The sequence below is a fragment of the Trabulsiella odontotermitis genome (assembly GCF_001188485.1).
Taxonomy (GTDB): domain Bacteria; phylum Pseudomonadota; class Gammaproteobacteria; order Enterobacterales; family Enterobacteriaceae; genus Trabulsiella; species Trabulsiella odontotermitis_A.
Genome location: NZ_JNGH01000076.1, coordinates 126,225 through 138,531, shown reverse-complemented (window position 1 = coordinate 138,531; position 12,307 = coordinate 126,225). Strand labels below are relative to the sequence as shown.

Here is a 12,307-nt window from a genome sequence, read left to right as displayed (position 1 = left end):
CATCGTGTGCTGGTGAATCTGTTTCTGCAGGTGCCGGCAAGGATTTCTCTGGCACTGGAGATCGATCCTGTGGTGATATGAGTATTCATTCATTAGCAGGGCGAAAACAATGCGTCATCTTCCACCCACTGCCACGCTGCGCACGTTTGAAGTCGCCACGCGCCACGCTACCTTCACCGCCGCCGCCGAAGAGCTGTTTATTACCCAAAGCGCCGTCAGCCATCAACTAAAGAACCTTGAGGCGCTCTGGGGTCTGCAACTTTTTCAGCGCGGTAAATCCCTGAGCCTGACACCCGCCGGAGCAGCGCTTGCGCCGCTGGTACGAGAATTTTTCAGCAAACTTGATACAACCCTTTCGGATCTGCGTGAACAAAATGGCCGGGTACGATTGCGCGTTAACACCACGTACTCTTTTGCGCTCAAGTGGTTGTTACCTCGCCTGCCGGACCTGGCGTGTTTACATCCGGAGATCCTGGTGTCGCTGGACAGCTCGGATAAAATCATCAACTTTGCAGGAACAGAGTCCGATGTGGCAATTCGGTTTGGTCATGGTAACTACCCTGCACTTTTCACCGAGTTTTTATTTCGCGAGCAGATATTTCCGGTAGCCAGCCCGTCGCTTTTGCAGCGTTTTGGCATGCCAGCAGAACCAGCCGAACTGCTGCGCTACCCGTTGCTGACGCGTGATGGTGCCGATCTGGTGCCTAAATGGGATGCCTGGTTTGAGCAAACCGGCGTCAATATCAACGTGCTGCATGAGAGTGTGCGCTTCGCCGATACCAACATGACAATTGAAGCCGCGCTTCTCGGCCAGGGTATCGCGCTGGCGCGCAGCGGGCACGTTGAGAAAGAGCTGGCTGAAGGTACGTTGACGCGTCTTTTTGACATCCGGTGTCCTTCACCGGCCGCGTATTACTTTGTCTGCCCGCAGGGGATAGAAACCCAGCCGCACGTGTTGAAATTCCGGCAGTGGCTGCTGGATGCGTCACAGCAGGCGCAGCAGCGTTACCGTTAAACTATGAGTATTCTTTCATACTCTAATGACAACACTTCATTGTTCATCATCGCGGGGGCTGTTTAGTATCACTGCATGTCCGGAACCCTTATTTCACTGACGTTATTTGCGGCCTTGCTGCATGCCACCTGGAATACGCTACTGCGCGGCGGCAAAGATAAGCTGTGGTCGATGACCATCATGTGTGTGGCGATTGCCTTTACCAGCGTTATTATGGCGCTGTTTTTGCCGATCCCGGCTCGTGCCAGCTGGAAATACGCGCTGCTGTCGGCCCTGTTGCACGTGGGTTATAACCTGTTTTTGATACGCAGCTATCAGAGTGGAGAACTCAGTCAAACCTACCCGGTTGCACGAGGATCTTCGCCGCTCCTGATAACCTGCGCGGCAGCGCTGTTCGCCGGGGAGAAAATCGCCTTTCATACCCTTGGCGGCATCGTGCTGGTTTCGTCGGGGATCCTGATGCTGGCGGTCAGACAGCGTCGCCTGGCGATGCCGGGAGTGAAACATGCCCTGGGAACCGGGGCTTTTATCGCGGCTTACAGCGTGGTCGATGGGATGGGCGTGCGAGTCTCTGGCCATGCGCTCGCTTATACGGTGTGGATGAGCGCCCTCTGGGGGGTGATGATGCCAGCGCTTTATATCATCCTGCGCGACAGCAAAAGTTTACTGTGCTGGCGGCCGGAACTGCTGAGTGCCGCGGCGGGTGGGCTGGTTTCTCTGCTGGCTTACGGCATTATTATTTACGCCATGGCGTCGGCGCCCATGGGTGCCGTTTCAGCGCTACGTGAAACCAGCGTGTTGTTTGTGGCGGTACTCGGTTACTGGTTTTTCGGCGAAGCATTGACGTTCAGAAAAATACTGGCGTGTACGGTGATCGTCACTGGCACACTGCTGATAGGTTAAGTGAATCTGAATCAGGAGAACTTACGATGTCAGACCATCCGACAATTGCATTGATTGGGCCTGGTGCGATTGGTACGACCATCGCCGCGATGCTGCACGAAGTGGGTCGCACGCCGTTACTGTGCGGGCGCTCCGCGCATCCGGAATTACGTTTACGCCACGATGCGGGTGAGATTGTCGTACCCGGCCCGGTATTAACCGATCCGACGGCGATCTCCCGTCCCTGCGATCTGGTTTTCGTCGCGGTGAAAACCACCCAGAACGCCGACAGCGCCGGGTGGTTAAACGCGTTGTGCGATAAGAATACGGTGGTCTGTGCGCTGCAAAACGGCATCGAACAGAAAAGCCAGCTCGCTCCCTGGGTCAATGGCGCGACGGTGCTGCCTTCCGTGGTCTGGTTCCCGGCGCAGCGCGAGCCGGATGCCTCGGTCTGGCTGCGTGCCAGACCGCGTCTGACGTTGCCGGATGTCCCGCAGGCCAAACGTGTAACGGATGCGCTCAGCGGCTCAGGCTGCGCGGTTGAGCTGTCTGCGGATTTTGCCTCCGTCGCATGGCGCAAGCTGCTGCAAAATGCAGTCGCGGGACTGATGGTGCTGGCGAATCGCCGTGCCGGAATGTTCTCCCGCGAGGATATTAGCGAACTGGCTCAGGCCTATCTGCGTGAGTGTCTTACCGTTGCTCGTGCCGAGGGTGCAGTGCTGGACGATGGGGTGGTGCTTGACATCGTCGAAAATTTGCAGCGCGCGCCCGCTGACTTAGGCACGTCGATTCTCGCCGACCGACAGGCCAACCGTCCTTTAGAGTGGGATATTCGAAACGGTGTAATACAGCGCTTAGGCCAGGCGCACGGCATCCCCGTTCCCATCAGCGATGTGCTGGTTCCGCTGCTGGCGGCTGGCAGTGAAGGCCCCGGTTAAAGACGGCGAAGTTGGCCTGTCAGAGGTCGACGCCACATTTATCCGAGGGCATTATGCTGGTCGTCGGATGACTTGCGCTGCCTCAGGACGCTTAACCACGTTGGTGTCGGTTATTCAACCAGGCCAGACTGACCCGGTAAAACAGGAATGACCGCTTTGTACCATAGGCGGACGTTGCAATGTTTGTTCAGTTAACACAAGTTGAGCGTTTCATAATGATATCTCTCTGGGGATCTGACCCAACCTGGAAGATATGTTCACCCACCTCGGTAAACCCAAGCTTACGGTAAAAAGAGATTGCCCTTGGATTATGTTCCCAGACACCTAACCAGACAACATCCGATCCCTTTGCCTCAAATTCAGTAAAGCACTTCCGTATAAGTGCTTGTGCAAATCCTTTGCCATGATAAGGTTCATCGACATACAGACACAGGATTTCCCCGGCGTGAATGCTATTTACACAGGGAGGAAACTCTTCCCACCTCAGTTGAGCGTACCCTATCAGTTTGCTGTCGTATTCGCAGACTAATGTAATCCAGTCTTGTCTGAGGATTTCTTTCATTTGAATTTCCGTTGAATAGCTTGCCTGGCAGTGAAGTTCCATATCCTCCTGAGTATTACCATCCTCAAAAGTTTTTCTGAAGGTTCGTTCGGCTAAAATGGCAAGTTCTTCTGCATCAGAAGGACTGGCTCTACGGATTAACATTTATCATTACTCTCTGAAAAGTAATCTAATTTTTGTCCGGGTTTACGATAAATATCGGGTCGATTGATTTGCCAGACAAAATCTGGCCGGTTCAATGGGTTATACCCCAGCTTCTGGTATAACCAGGGCGCGCTGTCGGTTACCAGCATTATCCGTCGCAGACGTGACATCACTGGATGGGCGTGACAGCATTCAATCAGCCAACGACCAAGACCACTTTTCTGATAATCGTTCAGCACGTAGACGTCGCACAAATAACCAAAAGTGGCATAGTCTGTGACCAGACGGGTGAAGCCGATTTGTCTTGTTCCATCCAAAAGCGCAAAACAAAGGCTGTTCTGGATTGATATTCTTACCGTTTCAGCATCAATACCAGGAGCCCAGGACGATTGCGAGAGGTAATCGTGAATGGCTTCCAGCTGAAAAAACGCGGGATCGGTTGTGACAGTAAATTTGCCTTTGGTAAAACGCAGGTGCTGATTATTCACCGAACTTCTCCTTCTGGGCTACTTGTGATGAGGCACAGGGCTGTCCTCTATACCGGGGAATGCTCAGGATGCTTTTTCATGTACTGTCATGATAAATACCAGCGGGCTCTCCCCCTGGTTTTCATAGAAATGAGGAACGTCCGTTCTGGCTGTTGCCGAACAGCCAGTTTTTACCAGATACACGTGATCCTGTACGCCCAGTGTGAGCGTGCCCAACTGAACATAAAACAGTTCAAGCGTTTCTTCCGTGTGGCCGGGTGAAGCAAACTTTTCCCCAGGCTGCATTTCCCACATCCAGAGCTCGGTCATATCAGGGCCACCCGACCCTGCGAGCAATCTTGCTCTCCCGCCTTTTTCACCTTTCCACAATTCTGGGATCTCATCTTCAGCAATAAGATGCACGGTCGGTTTGGAACTGACATCTACAAAATCAGCCACCGAAACCCCCATCGCGGCAGCCAGGCGGCATAACAGGGCAATGCTGGGATTCGCCCGGCATCCCTCTATCTCAACCAGCGCTCCCTTGCTGACGCCTGCCCGACGGGAGAGTTCATCGAGGGATATTTTCTTTTGCTTACGATACAGTTTAATTCGCTGAGATACGGCTTCATTCACAGTGTTGACGATAGCATTTGCATCGGTCATTAAATTGACTTTTTTGGTCATCGGTCATTATCATGGAATAAATTGGTCATTACAGGATTATCACGTGTTAACAGTATCTCCGTCAATTGCCCCTGAAATTTATCGTATTGCTCCAGGTTTTCGGGCACTCAGTATCTGCGTAAAAGCTGCGCCAGTGCTTAATCCCGACACTGGAGAAACGGCGCTGCGGGAAGCCTGTGAAGCAGTTCTGGCCGGTGAACCTGAATGGGCGGAATCTCATCTGGCCGCATGGGCCGACGTTTTTCAAAAGTTTGGTGCTAAACCGAAACGCACCCCTTGCTCAGCTGATGCGTTACGTAAGCGTCTATTACGTGATGGAACGATGCCAGCGCTCGATCCCATCGTTGATCTTTATAATGCCGTTAGTCTCCGCTACGCCGTTCCGGTTGGTGGAGAGAATATCTCTGCTTATCAGGGGGCGCCGCGTCTGGCTGTGGCAAAAGGAACAGAGCCTTTTGATACCGTCAAAGAGGGTGAAACCGCCGTTGAATATCCTTCACAAGGCGAGGTTATCTGGTGTGATGATATCGGCGTGACCTGCCGTCGCTGGAACTGGCGACAGGGGATCAGAACCCGCTTAGGCGTGGAAGCTCAACAAATGTGGTTTATTCTGGAAAGCCTGCCGCAGATGCCGTTGGAGAGGCTTCATGAAGCCGGGAAGATGCTGACCGATGGCCTGGAAAAAATGATGCCCGGTCTGCGGTTTGAAGTTGCTCTCATCGGAGAACAACACCAGTAATATCATTCAGGAGAAACATTTATGTTTACCGGCTTGTCGGCGTTTCCATTAACCCCAGTCACCGCCAGCGGCGTGGATGAAAAGGGCTTTAGCCATATTCTTTCCCGCCTGACAGAAGCCCGTGTTGATTCTATGGGCATCCTGGGGTCAACCGGAAGCTATGCCTATCTGACCCGGGAGCAGCGCAAGCGCGTAGCAACTCTGGCAAAACAGCATGCCGGAGACATCCCTGTTATGGTGTGTGTGGGAGCGGTCAGTACCGATGCTATTCTGCATCTGGCAGACGATGCGCAGGCAGCTGGCGCGAATGCCCTGTTACTCCCGGCGGTAAGCTACCAGTCACTTCGTGACGAAGAAGTCTTCTCCCTATTCGAGACCGTTACACGGCACGTCTCTGTACCGGTGTGCATCTATGATAATCCGGGCACTACGCATTTTACCTTTACGGATGAACTACACGGTCGTCTCTCATCACTTGAGGGTGTTCGCTCGGTCAAGATCCCTGGCGTCCCGGATAGCCCGGCTGCAGCGACTGAGCGGGTGAATGCGTTACGTCAACATCTGCGCCCTGGCGTAACCATCGGTATCAGTGGCGATGCGTATGCGGGGTTGGGATTAAACGCTGGCTGTGAAGTCTGGTATTCCGTGTGTGGTGGTCTGTTCCCTGAGGTAGCGAAACAAATCACTGAAGCAGCGGCGGCAAACGAGCATGAACGCGTTACTGCCCTGACAACCCGCCTTGAGCCGTTGTGGTCGCTGTTTCGTAAACATGGCGGAAGTCTTCGCGTTATTGCCGCTGCCGCTGGTGTGCTTGGGCTTACCGACATGGATTGCCTGCCTCGACCTCTGCAACCGTTGTCAGCAGGCGATATCGCGGATATTGCCAATGTGATAAGGGCGCTGGAGCTGAAGTAATCTACCCGCAGGACTGGAAGCGTTGGCGTTTTCTGGCGTAATGATGAAACACCTTCCGCTGCGCTAAACCGCTTTTTGTACTTTCTGGCACAGGTTTAGCGCGCGGAGTTATTTAGTAGGTACGGAAATAATATTGAATCAGCTCAGGATTTTTTGTTTGCGTCAGCGCAGTCATCAGCAATATCCGGGCTTTAGCAGGATTCAATGAATCCGCGACCAGGCCAGGTTGGCCTTTATCGACGGGTACAACACCATTCCCTGTACGAGATGAACGTATCACTATAATTCCGGCTTCCTCTGCTTTCCTGATCCCTGCCTCGCTTCTGACAGAAACAGAACCCGCCCCGGTTCCGGCATAAATGATCCCGTCAACATGATGTGAAATTGCTGCATCATACATATATTCCGGATCGTCCTGATAACCATAAATAATCACGACTTCTGGTAATTTTCGCAGGTTTCGCACATCAAATACTGAACGCAGGGTATGCACCTTTTCCACTCGCGTCTCAAATTGCGGTGTACCGTTTACAATAATGCCCAGATACCCCTGCTCGGTCGCTTTGAATGTATCCAGCGTGGTTGCGTTAGTTTTAGTGACGAATCTTGCCGAACCAATACGATCATTTAATACCACCATCACCCCGCGGCCCCTGGCATTGGGATCTGCTGCCACAGTAACGGCTTCCAACAGGTTCATCGCACCATCCGCGCTAATCGCTGTCGCTGGTCTCATTGCGGCAGTGAACACCACGGGCTTGTCGCTCTTGACCGTCAGATTCAGGAAGTACGCTGTTTCATCCAACGTATCTGTACCATGAGTAATCACCACACCATCCACATCATCACGCGCCAGTAGCGTATTCACCTGCTGAGACAGTTTTAAAATAATATCACTGGTCATATTTTCACTGCCAATATTAGCAATTTGTTGACCATCAACACGTGCTATATTTTTCATCTCTGGTACAGCATTAATTAATGTCTGAACACCAATCTCGCCAGATTTATAACCCGATGTTTGTGTTGTATTTGCTGCCGTCCCAGCAATCGTGCCTCCTGTCGCAAGAATCACAATATGAGGTTGTGTAGTAGCGCTAAATATACTTTGACTGATAAAAAGCAAAGCCACAGCAATGAATATTCTTATATTCATTTTCTTTTCCTCTGAATTTAATTGAACAGGGTGAAAACTGTCAGACTTTTAAATAATCAGGCCAGCACCATTTTTCCAATAATTAAGCCAACGGTAACCGAAACAATGACGTTGACTAAGCCTGGTCGCATAAAGCTATGATTAAGTACGAACTTACCAATCCGCGTGGTTCCGGTGTCATCAAAAGCTAATGCTGCAAGACACTGACCCGCCACGGGAATAAAAAAATAGCCATTGACCGCTGGCCATGATCCAATCAGCGCATAGGCGGGCAGCCCTAACGCCAACCCCAGGGGCAATAAAATGAGGGTTGTTGCAGCCTGACTGCTGACCATCGCGGAGACAAAAAACATCATGATAGCAATGAGCCAAGTATGCTGTTGTAAAAGTGTCTGAACTTCCGCTTTGATCAATTCGATATGCCCGTTTACAAAGGTTTCGCTCATCCATGCAAGCCCGAAAGCACAGACAATCGCGAGCGCTCCGGCGCGGAAAACCGTACCGCTAATGATTTGATCCACTTGCGGGCGACACAACAATACAATCAGACAGGCAAAAGAGAGCATAGTAATCTGGATTGCTGCTGACATTGAAAGCGGTTGTAGCCCTTTTGCTGTTTCGACCATTGGACGCAGGGCCGGAATAAGCCCCAACAATACAATCACAACCGCACTCATTAAAAACAGCACAACTGAGAGCCTGGCGCGCGACGTAACTTCTGTTTTTTTGCTTTCCTTCTGAACCGGCTGAATTACCCCTTCAGCCAGTCGGCGCTGGTACTCCGGGTCGTCTTTTAATTCTTTGCCTTTATTGAAGGTTGCGATTGCCCCCAATGCCACACCGATCAATGTTGCAGGGACACAAATCATCATGATGGTGGAAATTGAAATACCTAAAGGTGCCATCAGGCCGATCATCGCTGCCATTGCGGCTGATATCGGGCTGGCGGTGATTGCCTGTTGTGAGGCGATGACAGAAATGGATAGTGGACGTTCAGGGCGGATCCCTGAGTCACGAGCAACTTCAGAGATAACCGGCAACAAGCTGTACACCACATGCCCTGTTCCAGACATAAAGGTAAAAAGATAACAAATAAAAGGAGCCAGCAACGTAATATAACGTGGGTGCCGTCGCAGAATTTTTTCTGCCAGTTTAACCAGTAAATCCAGCCCCCCGGCAGCCTGCAATGATGAGGCGGCTAATACAACAGAAAGAATAATAAGAATAACATCAATAGGCGGTGTTGAAGGTGTCAGGCCGAATACGAATACCATAACGCCCACACCCAACCCACCGACCATCCCTAAAAATACGCCGCCGATTCTGGCGCCAATCATCAAAGCAATAAGAATAAAACACAATTCCGTCCAAAACATACTTCCTCCTGACCTGTGTGGAGTGAATGCTGGGTTAATTTAATGGAACAGCGTTAACAGGCAGAATAAGGTTTGCCAAAACCGAATGCGCCGTAATGTGATAAAACCTGCGCAGCAGATTGCCCTCCCGCTCGCATGGCTGACATCACCATTTCATTATCAGGTTCATCTGTACCGGATCGCATAATGGAGATCATAAAACCGGTTAAAAACGCGTCACCTGCTCCCAGCGTATCGATTGGTTCGATATACTGAGGATGCCACTCAAGATAACCATTTGCAGATAAATAATAAACACCCTCATGTCCACGGGTCGCGATAACATGCCGGCAACCGTAATAATAAATCTTTTCAAGTTTTTCTTTTATTTCATCTGATGATAAACCACTGCAAGAAATAAAACCGTAGCTTATCCATGGGCATACACTTTCGAAATATTCATCAGTACCACGCCCGGAAAAATCAAACGAAATAAGATTATTCTTCTGTTTTATCTTTTCCAACTCTGGCTCCAGAAAACCGTTGATGCTGGAGTGTACTAAATTGAATTGAGAAATATAATGGAGATCGTCTTGTGATAGTGTCAAAGGATGCTCACGTAGCACCCCATTTTTATTGCTGGCAACAAACTCCCGATCACCATTTTTCAGCCGAATACATGCGTATCCATTCTCACCGTCATAATGACGGCAGTGAGTAGTATCTATCTTTAACTCATGCAAGACATCCTGCACATGCCTTGCAGCCTCATCACCGCCAAAGACTCCCATGAAAGCAGCAGGTACGCCAGCGAGTTTTGCATACACGGAAAAATTTAATGCATTCCCCCCCGGATACATCACTCCGGAATGGAGGTATTTATCGACAACATTGTCACCAATACCTATAACGCTGATGCTCATAACTAATCCTTGATTTATATATAGAATAAAAAGCGTCCCTGCTTTTTCAAAATCCCTGGTTATTAATACTCAACTTTCCACATATAGCGACGCGTGGTCAACGGGTGCTGACGAGCCCTTGCAAGTGCGCGATTGTAGACAGGATAAACGTTATTAAAAAGAGAATGATTGAAATAATCTATCACCGTCGTCTTGATAGTAGATAACCCTAATTCTTTCGCATCGACAACTTCAATCCGGCGGCCATACTTTTTCAGGAAGTTTAGAGCGCGCTCATCCACAGGCCGGGCGCTACCCTCAGATAACTGGAAGAAAAACGGTGTGTTCGCATCAGTAATCTCAAAAGGCCCATGGAAAAACTCACCGCTGTGGATACATGCTGAGTGAATCCACTGCATTTCCATAAAGATACAGATACTCTGAAGATATGCCGCGCCGTAACCGGCGCCACTGGCGACGGTATAAATAACCTTGTCATCTTTATATTCCTGCGCAAATGACACAGCCCGCTCTGCGACATGCTCACATGCACGATAGACAATGCGGTTAATTTTACTTACCCCGTCAAGGAAGTCATCGTAATGAATATAGCCTTCAGTCTGCTGCAAGAGTTCGACTGCGCTCAGCAAACCTTTCATCGTCTTTTCTTCAGCAATGTCTTTGTTATCGCCAAAAGTGTAACTTTCCACATAGTCGCAATGGGCGACTAATGGTGAATCCATCACCCATGTTAACCCAATAACTGGCGCGCCATGTTGACGCGCAAGCTCAGCCGCCTTAATGGTCTCCGGGGTATTCCCTTTGTGCGAAGCCACGATAACAACCGCATTCTCTCCCAGTGCCGATGGCAGGTTGTTAATGAATTCTCCGCTGTTGTACAGGCCAACGGTAAGACCTTTCGCCTCTTTCTCTAAAAAAGCTTTCGCCGGATAAAACGCGGCATAAGAGCCACCACAGGCCACGTAATAAACGTATTTTACTCCCCCTTTATCCCCCTGGCTGGCCAAAATGTCGCTAACAATTTCTTTCATACTCATCATACATCCCTCTGGTTCTTACTTTGACCCGGCGAACACCGCCGCCACAAATGACTTGTAATGTGTTGGTGTTTTTATATGACATTTAGATACATTTATTCAAGATGCAAAGCAAAAAAAAACGGGATCCGCGACGCAGATCCCGATTTGGATGAATCAGATTGTTGTTAGCTGAAAGGTGAAAACTACACCGTGAAGCGAATTTTGTCGCCAACAATCAGTTGCCTGGAGACACAGGACAACTCGCCTTTGTTGTCGATCATTTCACTCTTAATGAGGATGAGAGGATGACGCTCTGCCACACCAAGATAATGAGCAACCTCAAAATTCGCATAAACCAGTTCGATCATTTTACGTGAGTGGGTAAACCACAAACCGTATTTCTCACGTAAGCACTCATATAGTGATTGATTATTAAGCTCTTCCTGTAACAGAAAGGCAAAGCGTGGTGGCATCTGGACGGTTTCCAGCGAGACGGGAACGTCATCAGCATAGCGAATACGTTCGATGACAACGGCTTTTTCTTCGGCAGTCATGCCCAGCAAGAATCGTGTTTCATCATCGATAGACTCGAATACTGATTTGATAGTACGTGAACCGGGCCGTCGCCCCTGCGACTGGCATAACTCGGTGAAACTCATTATCCCTGTCATACTACGCTGAAATTTTTCACTGGAAACAAATGTTCCCTTACCCGACACGCGGGTCAGGAGATTTTCACGCGTTAATGCGTCTAGTGCTTTTCGCACGGTCACCCTACTGACCTCCCATTGTGCGCTTAGCTCATTTTCAGTAGGGATCTGCTGTCCAGGTTGATATTCGCCACACAAAATAGCTTCTTTGAGGGAGGCTTCAAGCTGTTTATAGAGTGGCTTCGCGCTTTTGCTGTCAGGCTGCTCCATTATTTGTATCTCTTTGTATTATAAAATACCCGCCATGTATTATAACAATTTACCTGACATTTGCTCGCTGACATAGACCCATAACAGCGAAAAGCGGTGAAAATGAAATTGATTGTGGGGTTGGCGAGAACATTTAGTCTTCCCATCACATCGATAACGAAGTCGCCATGTAGAATATGGGTTCGGTCTCAGAAATGCTGGAGAGTTGAAACTGGAGCGGCGAAGGAAATCGGAAAGTCAAGGTAACCAATTGAAAAATAGTTAATTTTCAATTTATGCGTTATCTTATATCTCCAAAACACGGATGCTTTGAATTCAAGCTGTTTGAACAGTCAGTACAGCACAACCCGTATTAACTATGGCTCTCACTCTTCGTGATTCTAACGGTTATTGACCGACTCCATAAATGACAATGTCAGTCATACAACTATGGGCGAACTTCCGCTCCTCGCTCAAAGCAGACCTGATGAGCACACAGCCTAACCTTTGCAAGTTATAAGCAGACCTTTAAAGGTTATGGTTTGGTCCGCCCAGAAGTCTGGCTAACCTCGCTAAAAAATGGTCGTCTGAATTTCGGTTGTGACG

Annotated in this window: 13 protein-coding genes and 1 pseudogene; 6 read left to right on the top strand and 8 right to left on the bottom strand. The window is 49.7% G+C overall.

Annotated elements, in window-relative coordinates; translation table 11 throughout:
* Positions 1-109 precede the first annotated feature (109 nt).
* The 3 genes from gcvA (at position 110) to GM30_RS08920 (ending at position 2,835) form a co-directional block, all read left to right on the top strand.
* Positions 110-1,015, top strand: a complete 906-nt coding sequence (gene gcvA, locus GM30_RS08930) for a transcriptional regulator GcvA (protein WP_049848328.1) — start codon at positions 110-112, stop codon at positions 1,013-1,015.
* A gap of 75 nt (positions 1,016-1,090) precedes the next feature.
* A complete protein-coding gene (locus GM30_RS08925; RefSeq protein WP_049848327.1) occupies positions 1,091-1,918 on the top strand; it encodes an EamA family transporter in 828 nt (275 codons plus the stop codon).
* A gap of 26 nt (positions 1,919-1,944) precedes the next feature.
* Positions 1,945-2,835, top strand: coding sequence for an oxidoreductase (locus tag GM30_RS08920; protein ID WP_049848326.1), 891 nt, complete (start codon positions 1,945-1,947; stop codon positions 2,833-2,835).
* A 187-nt stretch (positions 2,836-3,022) separates the two neighbouring features.
* Here GM30_RS08920 and GM30_RS08915 read toward each other — a convergent pair whose 3' ends face one another.
* The 3 genes from GM30_RS08915 to GM30_RS08905 form a co-directional block, all read right to left on the bottom strand.
* Positions 3,023-3,541, bottom strand: a complete 519-nt coding sequence (locus GM30_RS08915; RefSeq protein WP_049848325.1) for a GNAT family N-acetyltransferase — start codon at positions 3,539-3,541, stop codon at positions 3,023-3,025.
* On the bottom strand, positions 3,535-4,029 hold the full coding sequence (locus tag GM30_RS08910) for a GNAT family N-acetyltransferase (protein WP_049848324.1): 495 nt from the start codon (positions 4,027-4,029) through the stop codon (positions 3,535-3,537). Before GM30_RS08910 ends, GM30_RS08915 begins: the two co-directional genes overlap by 7 nt.
* 63 nt (positions 4,030-4,092) lie before the next feature.
* A complete protein-coding gene (locus GM30_RS08905) occupies positions 4,093-4,695 on the bottom strand; it encodes a helix-turn-helix domain-containing protein (protein WP_049848323.1) in 603 nt (200 codons plus the stop codon).
* A 43-nt stretch (positions 4,696-4,738) separates the two neighbouring features.
* Here GM30_RS08905 and GM30_RS08900 point away from each other — a divergent pair, with 43 nt between their 5' ends.
* From GM30_RS08900 to GM30_RS27860, 3 genes and pseudogenes are all read left to right on the top strand, one after another.
* Positions 4,739-5,434: a B3/B4 domain-containing protein gene (locus GM30_RS08900; RefSeq protein ID WP_049848322.1), complete on the top strand. Its 696-nt coding sequence runs from the start codon at positions 4,739-4,741 to the stop codon at positions 5,432-5,434.
* Between the two features lie 21 nt (positions 5,435-5,455).
* Positions 5,456-6,349 (top strand): dihydrodipicolinate synthase family protein, encoded by an 894-nt coding sequence (locus tag GM30_RS08895; protein WP_049848321.1) that lies wholly within the window; start codon positions 5,456-5,458, stop codon positions 6,347-6,349.
* A gap of 15 nt (positions 6,350-6,364) precedes the next feature.
* Positions 6,365-6,448 (top strand): annotated as a pseudogene (locus GM30_RS27860) (LysR family transcriptional regulator); the annotation flags it as partial.
* A 13-nt stretch (positions 6,449-6,461) separates the two neighbouring features.
* On the opposite strand, the gene fraE reads toward GM30_RS27860, so the two are convergent.
* The 5 genes from fraE to GM30_RS08870 form a co-directional block, all read right to left on the bottom strand.
* The gene (gene fraE / locus GM30_RS08890) at positions 6,462-7,505 is read right to left on the bottom strand and encodes a fructose-asparagine asparaginase (RefSeq protein ID WP_049848320.1); all 1,044 of its coding nucleotides are present in this window, start codon (positions 7,503-7,505) and stop codon (positions 6,462-6,464) included.
* 56 nt (positions 7,506-7,561) lie between these two features.
* Positions 7,562-8,881, bottom strand: coding sequence for an anaerobic C4-dicarboxylate transporter family protein (locus GM30_RS08885; protein WP_049848319.1), 1,320 nt, complete (start codon positions 8,879-8,881; stop codon positions 7,562-7,564).
* A gap of 53 nt (positions 8,882-8,934) precedes the next feature.
* Positions 8,935-9,783: a fructoselysine 6-kinase gene (locus GM30_RS08880; RefSeq protein ID WP_049848318.1), complete on the bottom strand. Its 849-nt coding sequence runs from the start codon at positions 9,781-9,783 to the stop codon at positions 8,935-8,937.
* A gap of 62 nt (positions 9,784-9,845) precedes the next feature.
* The gene (gene fraB, locus GM30_RS08875; protein WP_155483953.1) at positions 9,846-10,823 is read right to left on the bottom strand and encodes a 6-phosphofructose-aspartate deglycase; all 978 of its coding nucleotides are present in this window, start codon (positions 10,821-10,823) and stop codon (positions 9,846-9,848) included.
* A gap of 182 nt (positions 10,824-11,005) precedes the next feature.
* Positions 11,006-11,725: a GntR family transcriptional regulator gene (locus GM30_RS08870; RefSeq protein ID WP_124965917.1), complete on the bottom strand. Its 720-nt coding sequence runs from the start codon at positions 11,723-11,725 to the stop codon at positions 11,006-11,008.
* Positions 11,726-12,307: the final 582 nt, after the last annotated feature.